Origin of the sequence: Klebsiella sp. C239 (assembly GCF_048822715.1) — a bacterium.
GTDB classification, from domain to species: Bacteria; Pseudomonadota; Gammaproteobacteria; order Enterobacterales; family Enterobacteriaceae; genus Klebsiella; species Klebsiella quasipneumoniae.
Genome location: NZ_JBMEZK010000008.1, coordinates 29,241 through 55,605, shown reverse-complemented (window position 1 = coordinate 55,605; position 26,365 = coordinate 29,241). Strand labels below are relative to the sequence as shown.

The 26,365-nt window shown below is 58.6% G+C and carries 24 protein-coding genes; 5 read left to right on the top strand and 19 right to left on the bottom strand.

The features are described from left to right. Positions 1–286: 286 nt before the first annotated feature. Positions 287–1,867, top strand: coding sequence for a lytic transglycosylase F (locus ACOI6Z_RS20065; RefSeq protein WP_065813172.1), 1,581 nt, complete (start codon positions 287–289; stop codon positions 1,865–1,867). Positions 1,868–1,995: 128 nt separating this feature from the next. On the opposite strand, the gene ssb1 is transcribed toward ACOI6Z_RS20065, so the two are convergent. Further along, a complete protein-coding gene (gene ssb1 / locus ACOI6Z_RS20060) occupies positions 1,996–2,520 on the bottom strand; it encodes a single-stranded DNA-binding protein SSB1 (RefSeq protein ID WP_004151744.1) in 525 nt (174 codons plus the stop codon). 254 nt (positions 2,521–2,774) lie between these two features. Here ssb1 and uvrA point away from each other — a divergent pair, with 254 nt between their 5' ends. After that, positions 2,775–5,600, top strand: a complete 2,826-nt coding sequence (gene uvrA / locus ACOI6Z_RS20055) for an excinuclease ABC subunit UvrA (RefSeq protein ID WP_023291635.1) — start codon at positions 2,775–2,777, stop codon at positions 5,598–5,600. Here the strand turns inward: uvrA and ACOI6Z_RS20050 are convergent, their stop codons facing one another. The 6 genes from ACOI6Z_RS20050 to dnaB all read right to left on the bottom strand — a co-directional run bounded on the left by ACOI6Z_RS20050 (position 5,601) and on the right by dnaB (position 11,311). After that, complete coding sequence (locus ACOI6Z_RS20050) at positions 5,601–5,957, bottom strand: MmcQ/YjbR family DNA-binding protein (RefSeq protein ID WP_023291634.1); 357 nt, start codon at positions 5,955–5,957, stop codon at positions 5,601–5,603. A 3-nt stretch (positions 5,958–5,960) separates the two neighbouring features. Next, complete coding sequence (locus ACOI6Z_RS20045; RefSeq protein WP_004206303.1) at positions 5,961–6,377, bottom strand: secondary thiamine-phosphate synthase enzyme YjbQ; 417 nt, start codon at positions 6,375–6,377, stop codon at positions 5,961–5,963. 131 nt (positions 6,378–6,508) lie between these two features. Next, entirely contained in the window at positions 6,509–7,222 is a 714-nt protein-coding gene (aphA, locus tag ACOI6Z_RS20040; RefSeq protein WP_004151745.1) for an acid phosphatase AphA, read from the bottom strand. Between the two features lie 191 nt (positions 7,223–7,413). Then, positions 7,414–8,607 (bottom strand): aromatic amino acid transaminase, encoded by a 1,194-nt coding sequence (tyrB, locus tag ACOI6Z_RS20035; RefSeq protein WP_047718372.1) that lies wholly within the window; start codon positions 8,605–8,607, stop codon positions 7,414–7,416. Between the two features lie 177 nt (positions 8,608–8,784). Further along, complete coding sequence (gene alr / locus ACOI6Z_RS20030; protein ID WP_065813171.1) at positions 8,785–9,864, bottom strand: alanine racemase; 1,080 nt, start codon at positions 9,862–9,864, stop codon at positions 8,785–8,787. 31 nt (positions 9,865–9,895) lie between these two features. Then, positions 9,896–11,311 carry a replicative DNA helicase gene (dnaB, locus tag ACOI6Z_RS20025; RefSeq protein WP_002884942.1) on the bottom strand — a complete coding sequence of 472 codons (1,416 nt, stop codon included), beginning with the start codon at positions 11,309–11,311 and terminating at the stop codon, positions 9,896–9,898. A gap of 169 nt (positions 11,312–11,480) precedes the next feature. On the opposite strand from dnaB, the gene ACOI6Z_RS20020 reads away from it, so the two are divergent. Then, the gene (locus tag ACOI6Z_RS20020) at positions 11,481–12,464 is read left to right on the top strand and encodes a quinone oxidoreductase (RefSeq protein WP_023291630.1); all 984 of its coding nucleotides are present in this window, start codon (positions 11,481–11,483) and stop codon (positions 12,462–12,464) included. Between the two features lie 181 nt (positions 12,465–12,645). Here ACOI6Z_RS20020 and pspG read toward each other — a convergent pair whose 3' ends face one another. The 3 genes from pspG to ACOI6Z_RS20005 form a co-directional block, all read right to left on the bottom strand. After that, positions 12,646–12,888 (bottom strand): envelope stress response protein PspG, encoded by a 243-nt coding sequence (pspG, locus tag ACOI6Z_RS20015; RefSeq protein WP_004206297.1) that lies wholly within the window; start codon positions 12,886–12,888, stop codon positions 12,646–12,648. 140 nt (positions 12,889–13,028) lie between these two features. Further along, positions 13,029–14,027: a tRNA dihydrouridine(20/20a) synthase DusA gene (gene dusA, locus ACOI6Z_RS20010; protein ID WP_072199093.1), complete on the bottom strand. Its 999-nt coding sequence runs from the start codon at positions 14,025–14,027 to the stop codon at positions 13,029–13,031. A gap of 100 nt (positions 14,028–14,127) precedes the next feature. Beyond that, on the bottom strand, positions 14,128–14,616 hold the full coding sequence (locus ACOI6Z_RS20005; protein WP_023291628.1) for a cupin domain-containing protein: 489 nt from the start codon (positions 14,614–14,616) through the stop codon (positions 14,128–14,130). A gap of 247 nt (positions 14,617–14,863) precedes the next feature. Between ACOI6Z_RS20005 and zur the strand changes: the two genes are divergently transcribed. Further along, complete coding sequence (gene zur / locus ACOI6Z_RS20000) at positions 14,864–15,379, top strand: zinc uptake transcriptional repressor Zur (RefSeq protein WP_065813170.1); 516 nt, start codon at positions 14,864–14,866, stop codon at positions 15,377–15,379. Positions 15,380–15,474: 95 nt separating this feature from the next. On the opposite strand, the gene ACOI6Z_RS19995 is transcribed toward zur, so the two are convergent. The 4 genes from ACOI6Z_RS19995 to ACOI6Z_RS19980 all read right to left on the bottom strand — a co-directional run bounded on the left by ACOI6Z_RS19995 (position 15,475) and on the right by ACOI6Z_RS19980 (position 18,406). Further along, positions 15,475–15,684 carry a CsbD family protein gene (locus tag ACOI6Z_RS19995; protein ID WP_023291626.1) on the bottom strand — a complete coding sequence of 70 codons (210 nt, stop codon included), beginning with the start codon at positions 15,682–15,684 and terminating at the stop codon, positions 15,475–15,477. A gap of 236 nt (positions 15,685–15,920) precedes the next feature. Then, the gene (gene dinF, locus ACOI6Z_RS19990; RefSeq protein ID WP_044525128.1) at positions 15,921–17,237 is read right to left on the bottom strand and encodes an MATE family efflux transporter DinF; all 1,317 of its coding nucleotides are present in this window, start codon (positions 17,235–17,237) and stop codon (positions 15,921–15,923) included. A 69-nt stretch (positions 17,238–17,306) separates the two neighbouring features. Then, positions 17,307–17,915, bottom strand: coding sequence for a transcriptional repressor LexA (gene lexA / locus ACOI6Z_RS19985; protein WP_004206291.1), 609 nt, complete (start codon positions 17,913–17,915; stop codon positions 17,307–17,309). Between the two features lie 122 nt (positions 17,916–18,037). Continuing rightward, positions 18,038–18,406, bottom strand: a complete 369-nt coding sequence (locus tag ACOI6Z_RS19980; protein WP_004206290.1) for a diacylglycerol kinase — start codon at positions 18,404–18,406, stop codon at positions 18,038–18,040. Positions 18,407–18,534: 128 nt separating this feature from the next. On the opposite strand from ACOI6Z_RS19980, the gene plsB reads away from it, so the two are divergent. Continuing rightward, the gene (gene plsB, locus ACOI6Z_RS19975; RefSeq protein ID WP_017900122.1) at positions 18,535–20,958 is read left to right on the top strand and encodes a glycerol-3-phosphate 1-O-acyltransferase PlsB; all 2,424 of its coding nucleotides are present in this window, start codon (positions 18,535–18,537) and stop codon (positions 20,956–20,958) included. A 58-nt stretch (positions 20,959–21,016) separates the two neighbouring features. Here the strand turns inward: plsB and ubiA are convergent, their stop codons facing one another. The 5 genes from ubiA to malK all read right to left on the bottom strand — a co-directional run bounded on the left by ubiA (position 21,017) and on the right by malK (position 26,109). Then, positions 21,017–21,883, bottom strand: a complete 867-nt coding sequence (ubiA, locus tag ACOI6Z_RS19970; RefSeq protein WP_002884808.1) for a 4-hydroxybenzoate octaprenyltransferase — start codon at positions 21,881–21,883, stop codon at positions 21,017–21,019. A gap of 12 nt (positions 21,884–21,895) precedes the next feature. After that, on the bottom strand, positions 21,896–22,393 hold the full coding sequence (gene ubiC, locus ACOI6Z_RS19965) for a chorismate lyase (protein ID WP_017900123.1): 498 nt from the start codon (positions 22,391–22,393) through the stop codon (positions 21,896–21,898). 187 nt (positions 22,394–22,580) lie between these two features. Beyond that, entirely contained in the window at positions 22,581–23,510 is a 930-nt protein-coding gene (gene malM / locus ACOI6Z_RS19960) for a maltose operon protein MalM (RefSeq protein WP_008807310.1), read from the bottom strand. A gap of 114 nt (positions 23,511–23,624) precedes the next feature. Beyond that, entirely contained in the window at positions 23,625–24,914 is a 1,290-nt protein-coding gene (locus ACOI6Z_RS19955) for a maltoporin (RefSeq protein ID WP_002884747.1), read from the bottom strand. An 85-nt stretch (positions 24,915–24,999) separates the two neighbouring features. Continuing rightward, the gene (malK, locus tag ACOI6Z_RS19950) at positions 25,000–26,109 is read right to left on the bottom strand and encodes a maltose/maltodextrin ABC transporter ATP-binding protein MalK (protein WP_002884743.1); all 1,110 of its coding nucleotides are present in this window, start codon (positions 26,107–26,109) and stop codon (positions 25,000–25,002) included. Positions 26,110–26,365: the final 256 nt, after the last annotated feature.

The following is a 26,365-nucleotide window of genomic DNA, read 5'->3' as shown; positions in this document are numbered from 1 at the left end:
ATCGGATAAAAATAAAATAAATACTAATAATCAAAAGGTTAATACAAAACAGATGAGGAAGCATAAAATAAAAATATTATCATTACTTTCTATTTATCATTAAAAAAACACATTTCCGCCATATTATCTCCATAGTTAAAGTAAAGATAAAAGCACATTAATAGTAAGCGATAAAATGGGAGAAAATGATTTGTCAGCATCGTTATGTTTTTTACGCCCTTGGCGTGCCCGGCTAACGGCGGCCGTTCTGCTAAAATAAACACATCCCCCTGCGGAGTGTTCCTCCATGAACGCCAACTTGCTATCACGCCTGTTTATCGCCTGGCTCACCTGCCTCGCGACGCTGTTATTCGCCCCTATCCTGCTTGCGGCGGAGGCGGAAAAAGCGCCGCCGGTGGCAACCGAAGACAACACGCTGTCGATCCATATCGACGACATGCTGCAGCCGTGGAAAGGCGATCTGCCTGGCATGCTTGATCGGCGCACCATCCGGGTATTAACCACCTACAGCAAGACCTTCTTTTTTATTGATAAGGGAACCCAACGCGGAGCGACGCACGACATTTTCATGGCGCTGGAAAACGATCTGAATAAACAGCTGGCGAAAGATAAAAAGCTGAAACAGCGCCACCTGAAGCTGCATATCGTTTTCGTGCCGGTCAGCCGGGATAATCTCTTCACCGCGCTCAACGAAGGTAAAGGGGATATCGTCGCCGCCAACCTGACCATCACTTCGTCGCGGGAAGCCCAGGCCGCTTTCGCTCAGCCGCTCTACAGCGGCGTCAAAGAGTTGCTGATCTCCGGCCCGGCGTCGCCAAAGGTCGATAGCCTGGAGCAGCTTTCCGGTCAAACGGTCTTTGTTCGCCGCTCCTCCAGCTATTACGACAGTCTGCAAGCGCTGAACGCCCGATTTGCCAGTGAGTCAAGACCGCCGGTTACCCTGGAAGCGGCGCCGGAAGCGCTGGAGGATGAAGATCTGCTGGAAATGCTCAACGCCGGGCTGGTACCGTTGATCGTCGTCGATCAGCATAAAGCTGTTTTCTGGAAACAGGTGTTTCCGAAAATCCAGGTCCATGACAACGTGGTGCTGCGCGACGGCGGCAACATTGCGTGGGCGGTACGCCAGGACAGTCCGCAGCTGCTGGCGCTGCTGAACAACTTCGTGAAAAAGAATCGTCAGGGCACCACGCTGGGCAATACTCTCCTGCTGCGTTACCTGAAAAACGCTAAATATGTCAAAAATGCCGCAGCGAGTCAGGAACGGCGCAAGTTCCTCGCCATGGTGGACGTCTTCCGTAAATATGGCGATCGCTACGATGTCGACTGGCTGCTGATGGCGGCCCAGGGATACCAGGAGTCGCGGCTGAACCAGTCGGTTCGAAGCCACGTCGGCGCCGTCGGGGTGATGCAGGTGATGCCCAGCACCGGAAGAGAGCTGAAGGTGGGCGATATTAAACAGCTGGATCCCAACATTCATGCTGGCGTGAAATATATGCGCTGGATGATAGATCGATACTATGCTGATGAGCCCATGACCCGGCTGGATAAAGCGCTATTTACCTTTGCTTCCTACAACGCCGGTCCAGCGCGTATCGCCCGCCTGCGCACCATGACCAAACAGCGCGGGTTTGATCCAAACGTCTGGTTCGGTAATGTCGAAAATCTGGCGGCAGAAAAAATCGGAGCGGAAACGGTGACCTACGTCAGCAATATCTATAAGTATTACATCGCCTATCGGCTGATCGTCGATGATATGGCCCGCAAACAGAAAGCGACGGCCGCGCCGCGGCAGAGGCCAGCGACACAGCCCGCCGCACCGCAGCCAGGCGTGGCGACGCCCGCAACCGCTCAGGTGCCCGCAGCCTGAAGCGCTCGCGATCCGCGATCAGTGGTCAAAACGACTCCTGAGGCGGCGGTGGAATAATCATAAAAAAAGCCCCGTCGAAACCGGGGCTTTCTGTTTTAACTACGCGGATATTGCGTCTAAGGCAAGCCTTAGAACGGGATATCGTCGTCGAAGTCCATCGGCGGTTCGTTGGAAGGCGCTGCCGGAGCCTGCTGCTGCGGACGGGACTGCGCGCCGCCGCTGAACTGGTTGCCGCCCTGCGGCTGCTGAGGCTGACCCCAACCGCCCTGCTGCTGGCCGCCGCCTGCCGGTGCGCCGCCGCCCTGACGGCCGCCCAGCATCTGCATGGTGCCGCCAACGTTCACCACCACTTCAGTGGTGTATTTGTCCTGACCGGATTGATCGGTCCACTTGCGGGTACGCAGCTGGCCTTCAATGTACACCTGAGAGCCTTTACGCAGGTACTCACCAGCGACTTCCGCCAGTTTGCCGAACAGCACAACGCGGTGCCATTCAGTCTGCTCTTTCATTTCGCCGGTCTGCTTGTCACGCCAGGATTCGGAAGTTGCCAGCGTGAAGTTGGCGACTGCGCCGCCACTTGGCATGTAGCGTACTTCCGGGTCCTGCCCCAGATTACCGACGAGAATCACCTTGTTTACGCCTCTGCTGGCCATGATCGAATCTCCTGAATAATACGTTTTGTATAAGTGTAAACCGGGAATTCTAACACCACAAAGGGACAATTTGATAGCTGCTAAGCCAATTCCAGAAAACATGCCGCCGCTATGCAAATTTTCACACGCTTCCCGCAGCGCCATTCCAATACTGTATATCCAGACAGGTTAAATTGTGTCATAATTAGCCGTTTCTGCCGTTTGTCCTTCAAGCAAACCAGGCAATCCGTGTATCTACCTACCGGGAAAGGTGAATGGATAAGATCGAAGTTCGGGGCGCCCGCACCCATAATCTCAAAAACATCAACCTCGTTATCCCGCGCGACAAACTCATTGTCGTCACCGGGCTTTCCGGGTCTGGCAAATCTTCACTGGCTTTCGACACCCTGTATGCCGAAGGCCAGCGTCGCTACGTCGAATCGCTCTCCGCCTATGCGCGACAGTTCCTGTCGCTGATGGAGAAGCCGGACGTCGACCATATCGAAGGGCTGTCGCCGGCGATTTCCATCGAACAGAAATCAACCTCTCACAACCCCCGCTCGACGGTGGGTACTATTACCGAAATTCACGACTACCTGCGTCTGCTGTACGCCCGCGTCGGCGAGCCGCGCTGTCCGGACCACGACGTGCCGCTGGCGGCGCAGACCGTCAGCCAGATGGTCGATAACGTCCTCGCCCAGCCGGAAGGCCTGCGTCTGATGCTGCTGGCGCCCATTATTAAAGAGCGTAAGGGCGAGCACACCAAAACCCTGGAAAACCTCGCCAGCCAGGGCTATATCCGCGCACGGATCGACGGCGAAGTCTGCGATCTCTCGGATCCGCCGAAGCTGGAGCTGCAGAAGAAACACACCATCGAGGTGGTGATCGACCGCTTCAAGGTCCGCGACGATCTGGCGCAACGTCTGGCCGAGTCGTTTGAAACCGCGCTGGAGCTCTCCGGCGGTACCGCCATCGTGGCCAATATGGATGATGAGAAAGCGGAAGAACTGCTTTTTTCCGCCAACTTCGCCTGCCCGATCTGCGGCTACAGCATGCGCGAGCTGGAGCCGCGCCTGTTCTCCTTCAACAACCCGGCGGGCGCCTGCCCGACCTGCGACGGCCTCGGCGTGCAGCAATATTTCGACCCCGATCGCGTGGTGCAAAATCCGGAGCTGTCGCTGGCGGGCGGCGCCATCCGCGGCTGGGATCGGCGTAACTTCTACTACTTCCAGATGCTGAAGTCGCTGGCGGAGCACTACAAGTTCGACGTCGAAGCGCCGTGGGGCACTCTCAGCGCCAGCGTGCAGAAAGTGGTCCTGTACGGTTCCGGTAAAGAGAATATTGAATTCAAATACATGAACGACCGCGGCGACACCTCGGTACGCCGCCATCCGTTCGAAGGCGTGCTGCATAACATGGAGCGCCGCTACAAAGAGACGGAATCCAGCGCGGTGCGCGAAGAGCTGGCGAAGTTCATCAGCAATCGCCCGTGCGCCAGCTGCGACGGTACGCGTCTGCGCCGCGAGGCGCGCCACGTGTTTGTGGAAAACACCCCGCTGCCGACCATTTCCGATATGAGCATCGGTCACGCGATGGACTTCTTCAACAATCTGAAACTCTCCGGCCAGCGGGCGAAAATCGCCGAAAAAGTGCTGAAAGAGATTGGCGATCGCCTGAAGTTCCTCGTCAACGTCGGCCTCAACTACCTGACGCTCTCCCGTTCGGCGGAAACGCTCTCCGGCGGCGAGGCCCAGCGTATCCGTCTGGCGAGCCAGATTGGCGCCGGACTGGTTGGCGTGATGTACGTCCTGGATGAGCCCTCCATCGGCCTGCACCAGCGCGATAACGAGCGACTGCTCGGGACCCTGATTCACCTGCGTAATTTGGGCAACACGGTGATCGTCGTTGAGCATGACGAAGACGCCATTCGCGCCGCCGACCATGTGATCGATATCGGCCCTGGGGCCGGGGTCCACGGCGGCCAGGTGGTGGCGGAAGGGCCGCTGGAGGCCATTATGGCCGTCCCGGAATCCCTGACCGGCCAGTTCATGAGCGGCAAGCGCAAAATTGAAGTGCCGAAGCAGCGCGTGCCCGCCGATCCGGAGAAAGTCCTCAAACTGACCGGCGCGCGCGGCAACAACCTGAAAGACGTGACGCTGACTCTGCCGGTGGGCCTGTTTACCTGCATTACCGGCGTCTCCGGCTCGGGTAAATCAACGCTGATCAACGATACCCTGTTCCCGATTGCCCAGCGTCAGCTTAACGGGGCGACCATCGCCGAACCGGCGCCGTATCGCGATATTCAGGGGCTGGAGCACTTCGATAAAGTCATCGATATCGACCAGAGCCCGATCGGCCGTACGCCGCGCTCCAACCCCGCGACCTATACCGGGGTGTTTACGCCGGTGCGCGAGCTCTTCGCCGGGGTGCCGGAATCACGTTCCCGCGGCTATACGCCGGGTCGTTTCAGTTTTAACGTCCGTGGCGGTCGCTGCGAAGCCTGCCAGGGCGACGGAGTGATCAAGGTCGAAATGCACTTCCTGCCGGATATCTACGTACCGTGCGACCAGTGCAAAGGTAAGCGTTATAACCGCGAAACGCTGGAGATTAAGTACAAAGGCAAAACCATCCACGAAGTGCTGGATATGACCATTGAAGAAGCGCGCGAGTTCTTTGATGCCGTACCGGCGCTGGCGCGTAAGCTGCAAACCCTGATGGATGTCGGCCTGACCTATATCCGTCTCGGCCAGTCGGCGACAACGCTGTCCGGCGGCGAGGCGCAGCGCGTGAAGCTGGCGCGCGAGCTGTCCAAGCGCGGTACCGGCCAGACGCTGTATATCCTCGATGAGCCGACCACCGGTCTGCACTTCGCCGATATCCAGCAGCTGCTGGAAGTGTTGCACCAGCTGCGCGATCAGGGCAATACCATCGTGGTGATTGAGCACAACCTCGACGTGATAAAAACTGCCGACTGGATTGTCGATCTCGGCCCGGAAGGCGGCAGCGGCGGCGGCGAAATTCTGGTTTCCGGTACGCCGGAAACCGTCGCTGAGTGCGAAGCCTCGCACACCGCGCGCTTCCTGAAGCCGATGCTGAAATAATTAGCGGGAAAGCTGCTGCCGGACCGGCTCCGGCAGCATTTTCACCGCCTGCTGGTAAGACGCATCGACCAGGTAGTAGATTTGCGAATCCGGCAGCGAGCCATCCAGAAAGACGGTGCTCCAGTGCGCTTTATTGAGATGCTTGCTGGGCCGGACGTCGCGATGCTGCTGCCGCAGGAGCTCCGCCAGCTCCGGACTCGCCTTCAACGCAACCGCCGGCCGCTGGTCTTCGACCTCCTTCACCATGGCAAACAGCACGTCCGAGACCTTAATTTGCGTGGCTTTCCAGTCGCTGTGGACGCTCTGCTCTGCTCCCGGCTTCGCCATGCAGTACTGCAATAACTCCGAAATTGTCATCTTTTATTCCCCCATGAGCGTCGCAACGATGTGCCGCGAACCGCCGTGTATCCGATGCTCCCCCAGCCAGATGCCCTGCCAGGTCCCCAGCCTGACGCGTCCGTCCTCGACCGGCAGCATCAGCGACACGCCAAGCATCGATGATTTGATGTGCGACGGCATATCGTCAGGGCCTTCATAATCATGTTCGTACGGCGCATTGTCCGGCACGGCGTTAAGAAAATACTGCTCCATGTCATACCGGACGGTGGGATCGCAGTTTTCGTTGAGCGTCAGGGAAGCGGAAGTATGCTGGAGCAGGAGGTGTAGCAGGCCGACCTTCACCCCGGACAGCCCGCGGATCTGGCCGAGGATTTCGTCGGTGACCAGATGAAAACCACGGGATTTAGGCCCAAGCGTCAGGGTTTGCTGATACCACATCATCGACTCCTTTTTGCGAATGAATCCCTCTAAGTGTGCAGCAATACGTGAAAAGGTAAAACCTTCCACCCCGGATTTTGCATAAAAAAACGGCAGCGTCACCGCTGCCGTTTATCCCGTTCAGGCGCCCATCAGTATTCGGAATTGACGATCACTTCTTCGCCCAGCGCGCCGGCCATCGGCAGCGGCTTGTAGGAGGAGTTGGCGGCGCGCAGCACGCGGATCCCGCGGGCGCCCGCCTCGCGGGCAGCGGTAATGTCGTTATCCGAGTCGCCATAGAAAACCTTTATCTGCTTCGCCTGCAGCCACTGGGTCTTGGTGTTCTGACCCGGCTTATCGCCAGCGAAAATTACCGGGTTCATATTGGCGGCCGGGATGAGGAAATCATCCTGCAGGGTTTTAGAAACGGTTTCTGTTTTGGTCTGGCTGCGGCCGGTGACGAACCAGATGCTGTCGCCACGCTTCACATGCATGGCAATCAGCTGGCGCGCCACCTCTTTTGGCATGCTGAATTCGTCCCAGCCGTTGTTCATTTTTTCCCAGAACTGCGGGTTTTTCAGGTAATCCTCACTGCCGGGGGAGAAGGTTTTTTGCCCGCGCCAGAAACCGGGACTGGAGAAGAGGACGGTATCATCGATATCAAAACCGACGGCCATCGGCGGGCGCCCCAGCAGGCTGTTCTCAATTTGCGCCACCGAAACCCAGTGGATCGGCGCCTGCTCGGCCAGCTGGGCCACGTTGGTACCGACCCACAGCGGCTGCGGCGTGGAGGCGCGCGCCACGACGGCGCTGTTCAGCGTGAACAGGAGAGAGGCCGCCGCAAGGGCGAGAGTAAGTTTGCGCATATTTATCCCTAAATCTATCAATCATTATTGTTTTCAATAATGTGCATGCTTAGTAACGTCCCGACCTTACCCGCAGGCGACAGGGATGAAAAGCCTTTTTCGCGCTGATGTCATAGAAAAAGAGGATGATCACAATCAGAGGGGGTTGCCTCTGCCCGTTGACCGGCAGAGACAACCTGCTGGAGAGCGGCTTACATTACCGCGGCAAAGGCTTTCGCTACCTGCTGAACATTACGTGAGTTTAACCCCGCCACGCACATACGTCCGCTGGCAATCAGGTAGACGCCAAACTCGTCGCGCAGGCGATCCACCTGCGCCGCGCTGAAGCCGGTGTAGCTGAACATCCCGCGCTGCTTGAGCAGATAATCCACTTTGCTGCCCGGAGCAACCTGCTGCAGCGCGTCGACCAGCGCCTGACGCATGGTCAGGATATGCGCGCGCATGGCGTCCACTTCCGCCTGCCAGGTGGCTTTCAGCCCGGCATCGTTCAGCACCGTCGCCACCACCTGCGCGCCAAAGCTCGGCGGGCTGGAGTAGTTGCGGCGCACGGTGGCCTTCAGCTGGCCCAGCACGCGGCCTGCGGTTTCACTGTCTTCACAGACCACCGACAGGCCGCCGACGCGCTCCCCGTACAGGGAGAAAATTTTGGAGAAAGAGTTGCTGACCAGCATCGGCATCCCGGCGCTGGCGATGGCGCGAATGGCGTAGGCATCCTCTTCCAGCCCTGCGCCAAAGCCCTGGTAGGCAATGTCGAGGAACGGGATCAGCTGACGCGCTTTCAGGATCTCCACCACACGATCCCACTGTTCCGGCGTCAGGTCGGCGCCGGTCGGGTTGTGGCAGCAGGGGTGCAGCAGCACAATGTCGCGCGCCGGCAGCGTTTGCAGCGTCGCCAGCAGCGCTTCAAAGCGCACGCCGTTGGTGGCTTTATCAAACCAGGGGTAAGTACTTACTTCGAAGCCAGCCCCTTCAAATATGGCGATGTGGTTTTCCCAGGTCGGGTCACTGACCCAGACATGAGACTCAGGAAAGTAGCGTTTGAGGAAGTCGGCCCCGACCTTCAGCGCGCCCGAACCGCCGACCGTCTGAATGGAGGCGATGCGGTTTTGCTTAAGCGCGCTATGCTCTGCGCCAAACAGCAGCGGGGCAATCACCTGGCGGTAGCCGCTCAGCCCTTCCATCGGCAGATACAGCGAGGCGCCGTGCGGCTCGGCGTTCAGGCGCGCTTCCGCTTCCGCCACCGCCTGCAGCTGCGGGATAATGCCGTCATCGTTGTAATACAGCCCGATACTCAGGTTGACTTTGTCGCTTCGCGGGTCTTCTTTGAAGCGTTCCATCAGAGAAAGAATTGGGTCGCCGGCGTAGGCGTCAACTTTTTGAAACACGCGATGTATCTCCAGGTTTACATAGGGCAGGTTCTTACACAATAAACCGGATATGACGGCAGGTCGAGAGGATGTTGAGGGGAAAGTGACTGCGCAGCGGTATAAACCGCTTTTTTGTCTGCGGCTATACCGATTGCGTACCGGACCAGCGTCTGAGCTATCCGGTACGAACGAGGCTTAGTCGAGGTATTTCATGGCGACGCGGGAGGTCAGTCGCGTAATAAGTTCGTAAGCGCTCACTTTAGTTATCTCGGCGATACGCTCTACCGGGAGTCCCTCTCCCCACAGCACCACCGCGTCGCCGGCTTTATCCTCGGCCTGCGGGCCGAGGTCAACACAGATCATATCCATCGCCACCCGGCCGACAATCGGCACTTCGCGGCCATTGACCAGCACTGGGGTGCCCGACGGCGCGGCGCGCGGATAACCGTCGCCATAGCCCATCGCGACCACGCCGAGCCGAGTGTCGCGTTCGCTGACCCAGGTGCCGCCGTAGCCGACGGGCTCCCCTGCTTTATGCTCGCGCACGGCAATCAGGCTGGACGTCAGGGTCATCACCGGCTGACAGTCAAAATCTTTCCCGGTGGAGCGATCGTCCAGCGGCGACACGCCATACAGGATAATGCCCGGACGCACCCAGTCATAATGCGACTGCGGCCACAGCAGGATGCCACCCGAGGCGGCAATAGAGCGCCATCCCGGCTTGCCTTCGGTAAAGGTGGTGAAGATATCCAGCTGCCGTTCGGTGGCGCCGCAGGTCGGCTCATCGGCGCGGGCGAAGTGGCTCACCACGTTGACCGGCTGGCGGACGTTTTTGCACTGGCTCAGACGCTGATAAAACGCCTCAGCTTCCTCCGGGCGCACCCCTAAGCGATGCATACCGGTATCCAGTTTCATCCACACGGTCACCGGCTCGGGGAGGTCGGCTTGCTCCAGCGCCGCCAGCTGTTCGGGGCTATGCACCGCCGTATGCAGACGCTGAGCGGCGATCACCGCCAGGTCTTCCGCCGCAAAAAAGCCTTCCAGCAGGAGGATCGGCTGGGCGATCCCCCCCGCTCGCAGGCGCAGCGCCTCTTCCAGGCGGGCGACGCCAAAAGCGTCGGCGTCGGTCAGCGTTCGCGCGGTCTCAACAAGACCGTGTCCGTAGGCGTTCGCTTTCACCACCGCAACCAGTTTGCTGGCAGGCGCCAGTTCACGCAGACGTTGCAGGTTGTGTCGCAGAGCGCGGCGGTTGATAACTACAGTTGCCGCTTGCATTTGAATTCCTTAATTAAAGAAGGAGGAAGGATTATTCATCATCATACTGAGGGCCAGCATAATTATCGAAACGCGACCACTGGCCGTTGAAGGTCAGTCGCACGGTGCCGATCGGGCCGTTACGTTGTTTACCAATGATAATTTCCGCGATGCCCTTCAGATCGCTGTTCTCGTGATAGACCTCATCACGGTAAATGAACATGATTAAGTCGGCATCCTGTTCGATAGAACCGGACTCACGCAGGTCAGAGTTGACCGGGCGTTTATCGGCACGTTGCTCCAGCGAGCGGTTCAGCTGCGACAGCGCCACCACCGGCACCTGCAGCTCTTTGGCCAGCGCCTTCAGCGAGCGGGAGATTTCGGCGATCTCGAGGGTACGGTTGTCGGAGAGCGACGGCACGCGCATCAGCTGCAGGTAGTCGATCATAATCAGCCCGATGCCGCCGTGCTCGCGAGCGATACGCCGCGCGCGGGAACGCACTTCCGTCGGCGTCAGGCCGGAGGAGTCATCGATATAGATGTTACGTTTTTCCAGCAGAATGCCCATGGTGCCGGAGATCCGCGCCCAGTCCTCATCGTCCAGCTGACCGGTACGAATGCGGGTCTGATCGACGCGCGACAGCGAGGCCAGAGAACGCATCATAATCTGTTCCGAGGGCATCTCGAGACTGAAGATGAGTACCGGCTTGTCCTGCAGCATCGCTGCGTTTTCCACGAGGTTCATGGCGAAGGTCGTTTTACCCATCGACGGACGGGCGGCGACGATAATCAGATCCGACGGCTGCAGGCCGGCGGTCTTTTTGTTGAGGTCGTCGTAGCCGGTGTTGACCCCGGTAACGCCGTCGTGGGGCTGCTGGAACAGCTGTTCGATACGGGCGACGGTGGCGTCGAGGACATCGGCGATGTTTTTCGGCCCTTCGTCTTTATTGGCCCGGCTTTCAGCGATTTTAAAGACGCGGGACTCGGCGAGGTCGAGCAGATCTTCGCTGGTTCGCCCCTGCGGGTCGAAGCCGGCCTCGGCGATTTCATTGGCCACCGAGATCATCTCGCGCACGACCGCGCGTTCGCGCACGATGTCGGCATAGGCGCTGATGTTTGCCGCGCTGGGGGTATTTTTGGACAGTTCAGCCAGATAGGCGAAGCCGCCCACGCTGTCCAGCTGTCCCTGACGCTCCAGCGACTCCGCGAGGGTGATCAGGTCAATCGGGCTGCCCGACTCCTGCAGGCGCGCCATCTCGGTAAAGATATGACGATGCGGACGGGTATAAAAGTCGTCGGCAACGACGCGTTCGGCGACGTCGTCCCAGCGCTCGTTATCCAGCATTAAACCGCCCAACACCGACTGCTCCGCTTCAATCGAGTGCGGCGGGACTTTCAGCCCGGCGAGCTGCGGATCGCGTTCGCGGGTTTCTGTCTGTGGTTTGTTGAAGGGTTTATTTCCTGCCATAGCCTAACGTTTCACCGATACGGAAAAGAGCGTGACAGTATAGCGAGAAAGCCATTGCCGCTAAAGAACCCATTCAGCGTGACTGGCCTGAGGCGGGTAAGAAAATCCGTCGCCGCCGCCGCAGGCTGTTAAGCTTACTGGATAATCTCAGAACAACACAGGAGCGAACATGGCAACACGCATCGAATTTTCAAAACACGGGGGGCCGGAGGTGCTTCAGGCGGTTGAATTCACGCCCCGCGATCCCGCTGAGCATGAAATTCAGGTCGAAAACAAAGCCATCGGTATCAATTATATCGACACCTATGTTCGTGGCGGCCTCTATCCGCCGCCCTCGCTGCCGAGCGGCCTCGGCACCGAAGCGGCCGGCGTCGTCAGTAAAGTTGGCCATGGGGTATCGCACATTAAGGTAGGCGATCGGGTGGTGTACGCCCAGTCGGCGCTCGGCGCCTACAGCACGGTGCACAATGTGCTGGCCGACAAAGCGGCGGTCCTCCCGGACGCCATCTCTTTCGAACAGGCCGCCGCGTCGTTCCTCAAGGGATTAACGGTCTGGTATCTGCTGCGTAAAACCTATGAAATTAAGCCTGATGAGATGTTCCTGTTTCACGCGGCCGCCGGCGGCGTGGGGCTGATAGCCTGTCAGTGGGCGAAAGCGCTGGGGGCGAAACTTATCGGCACCGTCGGCAGCGCGCAGAAGGCGCAGCGCGCCAAAGCGGCGGGCGCCTGGCAGGTGATTAACTATCGCGAAGAACCTATCGCGGAGCGGCTCAAAGCGCTCACCGACGGTAAGAAAGTCGCCGTGGTCTATGACTCGGTAGGGAAAGATACCTGGGAAGCCTCTCTGGACTGTCTGCAACGCCGCGGCCTGATGGTCAGCTTTGGCAACTCCTCCGGCCCGGTAACCGGCGTTAATCTGGGGATCCTGAACCAGAAAGGTTCTCTGTACGTCACCCGCCCATCGCTGCAGGGCTATATCACCAACCGGGAAGAGCTGGCGGAAGCCTGCAGTGAGCTGTTTTCGCTGATCGCCAGCGGCGTGATTAAAGTGGACGTGCCCGAGAGTCAGACCTATCCGCTGACCGAAGCGCGACGGGCGCATGAAGTTCTGGAGAGCCGGGTGACACAGGGGTCGAGTCTGCTGCTGCCGTAAGCGGACAAAGGGACAAAAGTTTAGGGCTTCCACCTGGGAAGCCCTTACTTTTTTTTAGTTCGGCTGTATGTAGGGTACAGCGCGATGAATTCGTTAACGCGCTAATAGTGACAGATTTGCGCAGTAATGCCTACGCGGTTCTGTGCAAAATTGTTCAGGTTGTGACATACCCCTCAATACCTTAGTAACGCCAACGGTTATTGTCGCGAAAAGCGTTTCCGTCCGGGGTTTTCAGTGCCCGAATAACCCACACCACCACCACCGCCAACAGCAGCCACGGCAGCAATTTAATCATTAAAGCAAACAAACCGCCGACGAACATCAGCGCCGTAGCCACCACGATGGCGGCGATAATCCCCAACAGCGATACGCCGGTGACCAGCAGCATGACAAAAAATCCGATGACAAATAACAGTTCCAGCATGGCTCTCTCCCCACAGTCATTAATATGTCGCTCTGCAGGTATTACAAAAAACATGCCAACAATAAATAATTGAATTTAAAAGAAAACGCCCCGCAATGGTGTGCGGGGCGTGGTCAATTTCACCAGGTTTTGGTGAGAAACTAACGCTTATCGGCCACCAGCTTCAGGGCCTGCTCCAGCACCGCAATGTCGGCGCCGGCTTTATGCGCATTCTCGCTCAGGTAGCGACGCCACTGGCGGGCGCCCGGGATACCTTGAAACAGTCCCAGCATATGACGGGTGATATGGCCCAGATAAGTACCCTTGCTGAGCTCGCGCTCAATATACGGGTACATGGCCCGCACGACGGCCACGGGATCGGCATCCGCGCCGGCGACGCCGAAAATCTCCCGGTCGACCGAAGCCAGAATGCCCGGATTCTGATAGGCCTCACGCCCGACCATCACCCCATCCATATGCTCAAGCTGTGCTCTGACTTCATCCAGCGATTTGATGCCGCCGTTAATCGCCATCGTCAGATGGGGGAAGTCGCGCTTCAGCTGCCAGACGCGGGGGTAATCCAGCGGCGGGATCTCGCGGTTCTCTTTCGGGCTCAGACCGGAGAGCCAGGCTTTGCGGGCGTGAATAATAAACATCTCACATTCGCCCTTGCCGGAGACCGTCTCAATGAAATCGCAAAGGAATTCATAGCTATCCTGGTCGTCGATGCCGATACGGGTCTTCACCGTGACCGGGATCGACACCACATCGCGCATCGCTTTGATACAGTCGGCCACCAGCTGGGCATTCCCCATCAGACAGGCGCCAAACATCCCGTTCTGCACCCGATCGGAGGGGCAGCCGACGTTGAGATTGATCTCATCATAGCCGCGCGCCTCGGCCAGCTTCGCGCACTGCGCCAGGGCCTGCGGATCGCTGCCGCCGAGCTGCAGAGCAACCGGGTGTTCTTCTTCGCTATAGGCCAGATAGTCCCCTTTGCCGTGAATAATCGCCCCGGTGGTCACCATTTCGGTATACAGCAGCGTATGCCGCGACAGCAGCCGCAGGAAGTAGCGGCAATGCCGGTCAGTCCAGTCGAGCATCGGCGCGATGGAGAAGCGGTGAGCAGGAAAAACAGGTGACGTTGATTCAGGCATCATGGCGAATAAATAAGCATCCGGGTAAAAAGGGGCGCTACTATAGCATAAAGATAAACCACAGGCGCGTAGTGCGCCGCGCTTCGCCCCTTCCCGGTGTCGATTACTTTATCCGCGGTTTGCCGTCATGTGGGCCAAAGAACTGCGGCGGATGATCAACCCAGCGATCCTGGCGCGTCGCGGCATAGCCGGGATTGAGCGGGTAGTAAATTCGGTTGTACTTTTTGTTGGCCTCACCCACCACCAACAGACGAACCTCCTGCTCGGTGTTATTGAGAAAGGTGTGGCAAACACCGGTGCCGGCGGGGAAACCCACGCTATCGCCCGGCTCCAGCTTCCAGAGATAGCCATTTATCCACACTTCCGGATAGCCCTCCAGCACATAGATGAACTCTTCCTCATCGCTCTCCGCGTGCGGGTAAGAGGTGCGCCGCCCGGGCGGCAGTCTCTCGTGGTGGATCCCCAGCCGGTTGAGGCGTAAACCGCGCCCCAGCGGCGCGCCAATGGAAAAACGCTCCGGGCTGTCGGGATAAGTGGCATCGTCGGGCCCTTCCAGTTCGCGCCAGTGGCGAATGCAATCAGGTCGTTTCATCGTTTTCTCCCGAAAATGAGACACTTCAGATATAGCATACCCTGGGTCAGGCGTGTTGCGATTAAATCGGGCATACGGTTTTAACGACCGGCTAAGGCGCAGCCTCCACGAGCGTCAGCGGCCAGCGCCAGGGAGTGGACTGGCGCCGACAATCTGAAGTATGACCCGCATCACCCGTCGGGTCTCGGCGTTTTCCGCGGAACGTGATAAAGTAACAGATTCAATTTCACGCAACCTGAGGATGCTCATGGATAAGTCCCCTTCGCAAGAGATGTTAGTGCATGCTGAAAAGCTGTGTGCGCAACGCGGCGTACGCCTGACCCCACAGCGTCTGGAAGTGTTGCGCCTGATGAGCCTGCAGCAAGGGGCAATCAGCGCCTACGACCTGCTGGATCTGCTGCGTGAGAAAGAGCCGCAGGCAAAGCCGCCGACGGTCTACCGCGCGCTGGAGTTTTTACTCGAGCAAGGTTTTGTCCACAAGGTGGAATCGACCAACAGCTATGTGCTGTGTCATCTCTTTGACCAGCCAACCCACAGCTCGGCCATGTTTATCTGCGACCGCTGCGGCGTGGTGAAGGAAGAGGCGGCTGAAGGGGTGGAAGATATCATGCACACGCTGGCGGCCAGAATGGGCTTCGCCCTGCGCCACAACGTGATTGAAGCTCATGGCCTTTGCGCGAGCTGCGTGGAAGTGGAAGCCTGCAGCACGCCGGGACACTGCCAGCACGATCATACGATTCAGCTCAAAAAGAAAGCCCGCTGAGCGGCAGCCGCAGCGGGAAAAAGGGTTAACGGCGCGTCCCTGCGCCATTTAGACAGGCACTAACACAAATGCTTCATTCTTCGGATCACGGAACGCTACCAGCGATAGTCGTTCTTATGCTCCCAGTCTGAGACTTCTTTCTCAGCCTGATCTTTCTCATAGCCGTAACGCTCCTGAATTTTGCCGACCAGCTGGTCGCGCTTCCCTTCGATTACGGTCATATCGTCATCGGTAAGTTTGCCCCACTGTTCCTTGGCTTTACCTTTCAACTGTTTCCAGTTACCGCCGATTTCGTCTTTATTCATGATAACGTCCTCATCATTCGGTGGGTTTACAGCCCGTTTTGTGCCGGACATGGTATTAACTATAGATGAGAATGCTGGCGCCGATTCGTTATTCGGAATTTTTAACCATAGCCTTCATTGGAAACGCTGAAGGTGGTTTTCCCGGCACGCGCTACGCTCGCCGGGCTACTGAGTCGCTCCGGCAAACCTGGCGCGACCGGAGGACGTTCACCGATAATGGCGAGCTAGAGAAAGGGCTAACTAAACCAGGTGCCGCGTCGCCAGTGGCGGCGCCAGATCAGCGCCAGCGACAGGCCTCGCAGCGCGAGAAACACCGCCAGCGCCAGCCACAGGCCGTGATTGCCGAGCGCCGGGACCGTAAGCAGCGTCACGGCGAAGCCGGCCGCGGCGACCGCCATACTGTTCCGCATCTCCGCGCCGCGCGTCGCGCCGATAAACATGCCGTCCAGCAGATAGCACCAGACCCCGACCACCGGCAGGATGGTCTGCCAGATCAGATAGCGATCGGCCAGCTGCTGCAGAGAAGGCAGTGAGGTTAACAGCGCGATGATGTACTCCCCCGCCAGGCTGTAAACCAGGGCAAACGCCAGCGCCACCATACCGGACTGCCGGCAGGCCGCCCGCCACACCTCCAGCAGCTGGCTGCCGTCGCGCGCGCCGTAGGCCTGGCCGGAGTGGGCCTCCACGGCATAGGCAAAGCCATCCAGCGCGTAGGCGGTAAAGGTCAGCATGGTCATTAGTACGGCGTTGACCGCCACGATATCGCTGCCCAGACGGGCGCCGTAGACGGTCAGCGCGCCAAAGCACAGCTGCAGCAGCAGGGAGCGCAGCATGATGTCGCGATTCAACGCCAGCAGACGGCGCATGTCGCCGCGCCAGGCGTTTTTCAGCATCGCCAGCGACACGCCGCGCAGCGTTAGCACCCGCTTCGCCATCATCAGGCCGATAATGAGAGTGGCGTACTCCGCGGTGACCGTGGCCAGCGCCGCCCCCTGGACGTTCATCCGCAGGCCCATCACCAGCCACAGGTCGAGCACAATATTCAACAGATTACCGACCACCAGCAAAATCACCGGCGCCCGGGCATACTGGACCCCCAGCAGCCAGCCGAGCAGCACAAGGTTGGCCAGCGACGCGGGAGCGCTGAGCCAGCGGATATCGAGAAACCGTCTCGCCTGCTCGAGAACCGCCTCGCTGCCGCCGACGATATGCAGGGCGAGGTTAATCAACGGCAGGCGAAACAGGATAATCAACACCCCGGCGCCCAGCGCCAGAGCCAGCGGCTGCACCAGCGCCCGTGCCAGTCGCAGCGGATCTTTGGCCCCCCAGGCCTGAGCGGTCAACCCGGTGGTACTCATGCGAAGAAACAGCAGCAGCATAAACAGGAAACTGGTGGCCGTCGCTCCGACCGCGACGCCGCCGAGGTATACCGGGCTGTCAAGGTGGCCGATCACCGCGGTATCCACCAGCCCCAGCAGCGGGACGGTGATATTGGAGAAAATCATGGGGAGTGCAAGGCGCCACAGCGCTTTATCGGCAGCGTTGAGCAGCATGTTCGGAGACCTGATTGAGGACAAACGTCGCAGCGTCATGCATCAGATGACGCTGCGCGGGGGCAGGCGTTACAGCCATTCTCCATTACGGATCACGCCAACGGCCAGACCCTCAATGGTAAAACTCTGCTGACGCAGATCGACAACGATAGGGGTAAATTCGCTGTTTTCTGGCAACAGTTCGACGACGTTGCCCTGCTTTTTCAGGCGCTTCACCGTCACTTCATCGTCAATGCGCGCTACCACCACCTGGCCGTTACGCACATCCTGGGTTTTGTGGACCGCCAGCAGATCGCCATCCAGAATACCGATGTCTTTCATCGACATCCCGCTGACGCGCAGCAGAAAATCGGCGTTGGGCTTGAACATCGACGGGTCGACCTGATAGTGGCCTTCAATATGCTGCTGCGCCAGCAGCGGCTCACCGGCGGCGACGCGGCCGATCAGCGGCAGGCCGTGCTCTTCTTCCGTCAGCAGGCGGATACCGCGCGAGGCGCCGGAGACGATCTCGATTGCGCCTTTACGCGCCAGCGCTTTCAGGTGTTCTTCCGCCGCGTTTGGGGAACGGAACCCCAAGCGCTGAGCAATCTCCGCACGCGTCGGCGGCATGCCCGTCTGGCTGATATGATCCCGAATGAGATCAAACACCTCTTGCTGCCTGGTCGTTAACGCTTTCATTCCGCCCCCTGGGTGTATATACAGTTATGCTGTGAGTATATACAGCTAACGGTGATTTTGGAACCACATGGCACACAAAAATCGGCAGATTGTTTATATTTTGCGAGGGTTAGCGAAGAACGTTAGTGATAATGGCTCCACAGCAGCGTTCCCCAGGTGATCAGCGCGATGATTATCGCCAGCAGGACCGCCGCCGACCCCATGTCTTTGGCGCGCCCTGAAAGCTCGTGATAATCCGAGCCAATACGGTCCACGACCGCCTCAATCGCGCTGTTGAGAATTTCGACTATCATCACTAGCAGGACCGAGCCAATCAGCAATACGCGGGTGATGGCGTCGACGTCCAGCCAGCAGGCTATCGCGACGGCCACGATGGCGGCGACACCTTCCTGACGAAACGCGGCCTCGTTGATCCACGCCGCGCGAAATCCTTTCCAGGAGTAACCTGCCGCCTTAATGATTCGGGTTAACCCGGTGGTATTATTGGCCATCACAAAACCTTTTTATGTAAATGACGTCGATGAGTGTACGCGTTTGCCGCGCGGTAACGGAAATTTTGCCCGCTTTCTGTTATTCTTGCCGCGCATTTGCATGATTAACCAGAGGCTTCACATCGTTTATGTCCGGCTGGCAACGAATTTACTATAAATTACTGAATTTACCATTACGGGTGCTGGTAAAAAGCAAGTCTATTCCGGCAGAGCCTGCTCAGGAATTAGGACTCGATACCTCGCGTCCGGTCATGTACGTCCTGCCCTATAACTCCAAGGCGGACCTGCTGACGCTGCGCGCCCAATGTCTGGCGCATGATTTACCTGACCCGCTTGAACCGCTGGAAATCGACGGCGCCCTGCTGCCGCGCTACGTATTCATCCACGGCGGGCCGCGCGTATTCACCTACTACACGCCAAAAGAAGAGTCCATCAAGCTGTTCCACGACTACCTCGATCTGCACCGCAACCATCCGGATCTCGATGTGCAAATGGTACCGGTGTCGGTGATGTTCGGCCGCTCGCCGGGTCGTGAGAAAGGGGAAGTTAATCCGCCGCTGCGGATGCTTAACGGCATTCAGAAATTTTTCGCCGTCTCCTGGCTCGGCCGCGACAGCTTCGTGCGCTTCTCGCCTTCCGTATCGCTGCGCCGCATGGCGGATGAGCACGGTACCGATAAGATCATCGCCCAGAAACTGGCTCGCGTCGCGCGGATGCATTTTGCCCGCCAGCGCCTGGCCGCCGTCGGCCCGCGTCTGCCGGCCCGCCAGGATCTGTTTAACAAGCTGCTGGCGTCGAAGGCCATTGCCCGGGCGGTGGAAGACGAAGCGCGCAGCAAGAAAATTTCCCACGAGAAGGCCCAGCAGAACGCGATTGCGCTGATGGAAGAGATTGCCGCGAACTTCTCTTACGAGATGATCCGCCTGACCGACCGCATTCTCGGCTTCACCTGGAACCGCCTGTACCAGGGCATCAACGTGCATAACGCCGAGCGCGTACGCCAGCTGGCGCACGACGGCCATGAGATTGTCTATGTCCCCTGCCACCGCAGCCACATGGACTATCTGCTGCTCTCTTACGTCCTGTACCACCAGGGGCTGGTGCCTCCGCATATCGCGGCGGGTATCAACCTTAACTTCTGGCCAGCCGGGCCAATCTTCCGCCGCCTCGGCGCGTTCTTTATTCGCCGCACCTTTAAGGGCAATAAGCTCTACTCCACGGTGTTCCGCGAGTACCTTGGCGAACTGTTCAGCCGCGGCTATTCCGTAGAGTATTTCGTCGAAGGCGGCCGCTCCCGTACCGGCCGTCTGCTCGATCCGAAGACCGGTACGCTGTCGATGACCATCCAGGCGATGCTGCGCGGCGGCACCCGGCCGATCACCCTGGTGCCAATTTACATCGGCTACGAGCACGTGATGGAGGTAGGGACCTATGCCAAAGAGCTGCGCGGCGCCACCAAAGAGAAAGAGAGTCTGCCGCAGATGGTGCGCGGCTTAAGCAAGCTGCGCAATCTTGGCCAGGGCTACGTTAACTTCGGCGAACCGCTGCCGCTGATGACCTATCTGAACCACCATGTGCCGGAGTGGCGGGAAGCGATTGACCCGATCGAAGCGGTCCGCCCTTCCTGGCTGACGCCGACGGTGAATAACATCGCCGCTGACCTGATGGTACGCATCAACAACGCCGGCGCGGCCAACGCCATGAACCTCTGCTGTACGGCGCTGCTGGCCTCCCGCCAGCGTTCGCTGACCCGTGAGCAGCTCACCCAGCAGCTGGAGTGTTACCTCGCGCTGCTGCGCAATGTGCCCTATTCGCCGGATGCCACCGCGCCGTCCGCTTCGGCCAGCGAGCTTATCGACCACGCGCTGCAGATGAACAAGTTCGAAGTCGAGAAAGACACCATTGGCGACATCATCATTCTGCCGCGCGAGCAGGCGGTGCTGATGACCTACTATCGCAACAACATCGCCCATATGCTGGTGATGCCGTCGCTGTTAGCCGCCCTGGTGACTCAGCATCGTCATCTCAGCCGCGCCGAAGTGCTGCGCCATGTGGAAACGCTCTATCCGTTCCTCAAAGCCGAGCTGTTCCTGCGCTGGGAGAAAGCGGAGCTGGCCGGAGTGATGGATGCGCTGATTGCCGAGATGCTGCGTCAGGAGCTGATCGTCATCGATGGCGATGTGATGAGCCTCAACCCGTCGCACTCTCGCTCTCTGCAGCTGTTGGCCGCAGGCGCCCGCGAGACGCTGCAGCGCTACGCCATTACCTTCTGGCTGCTGAGCGCTAACCCGTCTATCAACCGCAGCTCGCTGGAGAAAGAGAGCCGTACCGTGGCTCAGCGCCTGTCGGTGCTGCATGGCATCAACGCGCCGGAGTTCTTCGATAAAGCGGTGTTCAGTACCCTGGTGCTGACCCTGCGCGATGAAGGCTATATCAGCGATACGGGCGATGCCGAGCCGGAAGAGACCCTGAAGGTCTATCGGATGCTGGCGGATTTGATTACGTCGGATGTACGTCTGACGATCGAAAGCGTCACGCAGGACGACGCGTAACGCGGCGTTTGCTGTCCTCCTCGCCCCCCGGCAAACCGGGGGGATGGGGACAGGGATTTTACAGGTAGCTCATCGCCAGGCCGAGGAACAGCACCAGCCCGACGTAGTTATTGTTCATAAACGCTTTAAAGCAGTTATCGCGGTCGCGATTGAAGATAAGCTTCTGCTGCCAGCCAAACAGACCCGCCGCCACGAACAGCGACCAGTAGTATTCCCAGCCCAACCCGTTCAGCCAGCCTACCGCGCCCATCAGCGCCAGCACGGCCACCTGCAGGATACCGATAATCAGACGATCGTTTTCGCCGAACAGGATCGCCGTCGATTTAATGCCGATCTTGACGTCGTCATCGCGATCCACCATCGCATACTGGGTATCGTAGGCCACCGCCCACAGAATGTTGGCGAGGAACATCAGCCAGCAGCTCAGCGGCAGCGATTCGCTGACGGCCGAGAAGGCCATCGGGATCGACCAGCCAAAGGCCGCCCCCAGCACCACCTGCGGCAGATGGGTGTAGCGCTTCATAAACGGATAGACCCACGCCAGCGCCAGCGCCGCCACCGACAGCAAAATCGTCATGGTGTTGAGGGTGAGCACCAGCAGGAAGGAGAGCAGCACCAGAACGATAAACAGCGTTCGCGCCTCTTTCTCGGTGACGTCGCCGCTCGGCAGCGGACGGCGGGCGGTACGCTTTACGTGACCATCAAATTTTCGATCGGCATAGTCATTCACCACGCAGCCGGCGGCGCGCATCAGCCAGACGCCGGCGACGAATACCGCCAGGATCCACAGCGGCGGGACGCCCGGCGAGGCCACCCACAGCGCCCACAGCGTCGGCCACAGCAGCAGCAAGGCGCCGATCGGTTTGTCAGTGCGCATCAGGCGATGAAACGCCAACAGCTTATTCTGCGACAGACTCCACTCCATTTTTTCTTCCTCTTAGTACAACGGCGACGCAGGCAAAAACAGCTCGGTCAGCAGCAGGGGTTTGCCACTCAGCCGCAGACGGGAACGACGCCCCCACAGCGCTGCATCGCGACCAATTTCAATAAAATCGCGGGTTAACGTCGACGACGTGAACAGGTATCGGCCCAGCGGGGTCTGCCCGAGCTGCTGTAGCGCCAGCTCCGGCCCACACAGCGTCGACTCCGGCACCACCGTGCGTCCGGCCAGCCAGGGCTCGCCATCGGCATTGAGTATAATCTCCCGCAGCCAGTAGCGCGGCTCGTCGGGCAACAGCGCCGCTTCGTCAGCCAGCGCCTCACGCCCGATATACCCTTCGTTAACCAGGGTGACGGTGACCTGCTTTCCTTGTTGCTCAAAACGCTGGGTCATTGAGTCCTCCAGCAGCAGCCAGTCACTCAGGGGCGGCGCCAGGGGCGGCATAACGGCAAAATAGCGCAGCGCACGCAGTCGCGTAAGCGCAGGATGGGACATGCCTGATTCTCCGGTACATAACGTGAGAGCATTGTATCGCAGAATAGGCGGTTGGTGGCGGGCAAACGTCAATATACGATCATTCACGCAACAGCCATGCAACAGACCGCCGCGCGTGCAAAAAAAGGTGCATCCCGGAGGATGCACCTAAAGGCTGTGCCTAAACATCAGCATTGTGGGGAGACGATTACCCCTTGCCTTTTACACTGCTGATAAAGGTGGAACGAGCGGATTTGGAGCCGAGGCGCTCAGCTTCGTTCATCAATTTCAGGGCTTTGTCGATGTCACCTTGTTTCACCGCCTGCTTAATACCGTTGTTGAAGTAGGTCTCGGTATCGCTGAGCATCGGTTCGCTTTTGGCGGCCGGCGCCGCAGCGGCTGCGGCGGCTGGCGCAGCTACCGGCGCCGCGGTGTTACCGACGGTGACCGGGCCCGGGCCGGAGGAGCCGAACAGCGGCCCCACCAGCACGCTGGAGGTGCTGTTGGTTTTCACTTTCAGCTTCAGCACGCCATCGGTGGTATGTTTGGCGATCGGATCCGGGATGTCCGGCGCCGCATTGCCTGCGCCTTTGGCATAGGCCTTCGCCGGATCCAGCAGGGTGGTGGTCTGCTGGAGATCTTTCTCAGTGGTAAACACCAGCACATAGAGCTTCTGCTGGCCCAGCGCCGGGGTCAGGCGCATCACACCGCCCAGGCGATCGGCAGTCATCACGCCCGGCTGCTGATAGGTAAAGTAGTTGCTGGGAAAGAACGCCGCTGGCGTCATGTTCTGGTCGAGAATCAGCACGTTCGGCGCAAAAATCTGCTTATGTTTGTTCAGTTCGCTGTCGAGGGTCAGGGTCAGCTCACCGATATTGGCCGGCACGCTCCAGGCGGCGACCGGTCCGACGATCCCTGGAACATCCAGGCGTTGACCGCCGGTGGTTAAATCTACGCTCTGCGTCTTCGATTGATCGGCAGGCGTCCAGATCAGCTGCTGCAGCGCGCTGGCTGGAATAGACGGCGCGGCGCTGGTGTTCTGCGGTACAAAGTTAACATCGGCAAGGCTCATCCCCGGCACGCATGCCAACATCCCTGCGGATAAACACAGAGCGACGAGAGTTTTCTTCATTTTCATTCTTCTCACCTTGGATAGCATCGGTTTAGCGGTAGCCAGGCAATAGCGCGCTAACCCTGAATAGTCAGGAGGGGCCGATGCCCCTCCCAGGTTACACCCGTCCTGCGGACGGTATTACCACCACACTTCCATCTGGGCACCGAAGGTAACTTCGCTGTCGTCACCGCGGCTGGAGGTGAAAGCGCCGCTTCCGCTGCTGTCTTTCGTCTGCAGACCAGAGGTGTTGCTGTAGCCCCAGTTTTCATCCCACTTCGCGTAGGTTGCGAAGATACGGATAGCCGGACGAGACCAGACGCTGTTGCCTGCCTGCCACTGTTGAGCCAGAGTAATTTTGTACTGGTTGTTGTTTTCGCTGGTACGCTGAGATTTCACGTTGTCGTAACCGATTTCCAGCTGGGTGCTCATGATCGGCGTCCATTTGTACATCGGACGAACACCCACGGTGTACCAGGTGGAGCCGTTTTTGCTGTCCAGATCCACGTCCTGGTACATCGCAACGTACATCAGGCCCCAGTCATCGTTGAAGTCCATCGCGCCGTGATCCAGAACGCGGATCATGCTGCCGTTGTTATCGATGCTGGTTCCCTGAGAGTGGCCGCTGTTCCAGGAGGTCATTGCGTCAGTGGCGTACTGAACCACAAACTTGTTGAAGCCGCCCCAGATGGACTGAGTATGTTCACCGGTCCACATCCAGCCGTCTTTCGACGCGCCGTCTTCCAGGCGATAGTCATCTTGCGGGTTCGCACGGCCGTAATCGACGCCTAACTCCAGCACGCCGCCCGGGTTGGTTTCCAGGCCCGCCAGACGGATGTCAAAGACGTCGTTGGCAGTTTTCGCAGCATATTTCTTGGTGTCATCGCTGGAGAAAGTATAAGAGCCGCCGCTTTCTGAGTTACGGGTAGCGGCCAGAGAGAGCTTACCGAAGCCAAGGTCAACGTTTTCCAGACCTGCACCCGGGCCGGAGATATCCCAGTAGTAGAAGTCGATCATGTGAACGTCATGACGCTGATAGAAGCGTTTACCCGCCCACAGCGTGGAGCCCGGCAGCCAGTCGATCAGGTTTTTACCCTGGATGTTGGCTTCACGGAACGCCGGAGAGGTGCTTTCCCAGTCATCTTCCTGATTCACGGAATAGGCAACGTTAGTATCGAAATAAAAACTCTTATCTCCTTCCTTCCACAGCTCCTGGCCCAGCTTCAGTTCCGCATAGGTTTCACATTCGTTACCAAGACGGTATTTACTTTGAGCGCCGGTCGCTTTGAAGCACTGTTGCTCGCCGCCGCTGCCGGTCCAGCCAATGCCGGAACGCGCGTAGCCATGGAAATCGACAGCCAGCGCCTGAGCAGACATAACGCCTGCCGCGACGGCGACCGCCAGTGGAAGTTTGCGCAGAGTAATCATCATTCTATCTCCTGAGATCATTGCTTTTCTTTGCACGCTTCGCCGGTGTACCGCCAGCCGGGTTCGCGCCTTTTTTTAATGGGAAGCCTTACACGCCCGGCTCTTTATGCAGCCGACGACAAGCGGTGCCATCCTCACGGAATAAATGGCAACGTTCTGGCGGCAAACCGATAGCGAATGTGGCTCCCTCTTCTACCAACACCACGTCGTTCTGGCGGTAGACCAGGTTTTGACGGATGGCGGGGATCTGGATATGAATTTGCGTTTCGTGACCTAACTGCTCGACAACCTGAACCTCGCCTTCGAGGGTCACATCGGCGATATCGCTGGGCAGTAAATGCTCCGGGCGGATACCTAAGGACATGTTGGCGCCCGCCTGAACGTTGGCGCTGTCCACCGGTAGCCAGATTTGCTGACGGTTGGGCAGTTCAACCTGCACCTGATCGATAGCCGTCGCGGTGACTTTGACCGGCAGGAAGTTCATCTTCGGTGAACCGATAAAGCCGGCGACGAAGCGGTCAGCCGGATAGTGATAGAGTTCCAGCGGTTTCCCGACCTGCGCCACACGGCCGGCGTCGAGGACCACGATCTTGTCCGCGAGGGTCATCGCTTCCACTTGATCGTGGGTCACATAGATCATGGTGCGGCCCAGTCGCTTATGCAGACGGGAGATTTCGATACGCATCTGAACACGCAGGGCGGCATCGAGGTTGGAGAGCGGCTCATCCAGCAGGAAGACGCTCGGCTCAGCCACCAGCGTACGGCCAATCGCCACACGCTGGCGCTGACCGCCGGAGAGGGCTTTCGGTTTACGCTCCAGCAGATGGGCCAGCTGCAGCACTTCCGCCACCTGGGTCACCCGCTGGTTAATCAGATCTTTTTTCGCGCCGGCCAGCTTCAGGCCAAACGACATATTTTCCGCAACGGAAAGGTGGGGATAGAGCGCATAAGACTGGAATACCATCCCAACGCCGCGTTCTGCCGGTGGGATCTCGTTCATGCGGGTGTCACCGATAAACAGGTCCCCGCTGGTAATAGTTTCTAACCCGGCAATCATACGCAGCAGGGTAGATTTGCCGCAGCCCGATGGCCCGACAAACACGACGAATTCCCCTTCGTGGATATCGAGATTGATATCTTTCGATACCACCACGTCACCCCAGGCTTTCGTTACATTTCGCAGCTGTACGCTCGCCATGCCCTTCTCCCTTCGTTACAACCTGTCACTAACAGTCACATTCAAGATGGGTCGACTATGCGGCATTCATTAGCCGGGCAAATCCTCCACCCCCCGGCTTTTTTATGGGGGAGGAGATGGGAGGATGAGAGATTGGCTCTCGCCGCGGGGGATGGCGGGCAGCGGGTGATTTCGTGATGGAGGCGACAAAATTAGGCGCTTTTTTCTGTGCTCCAGGACGCAATACGGCCGTTTTTGCAATGGAGATCACACAACC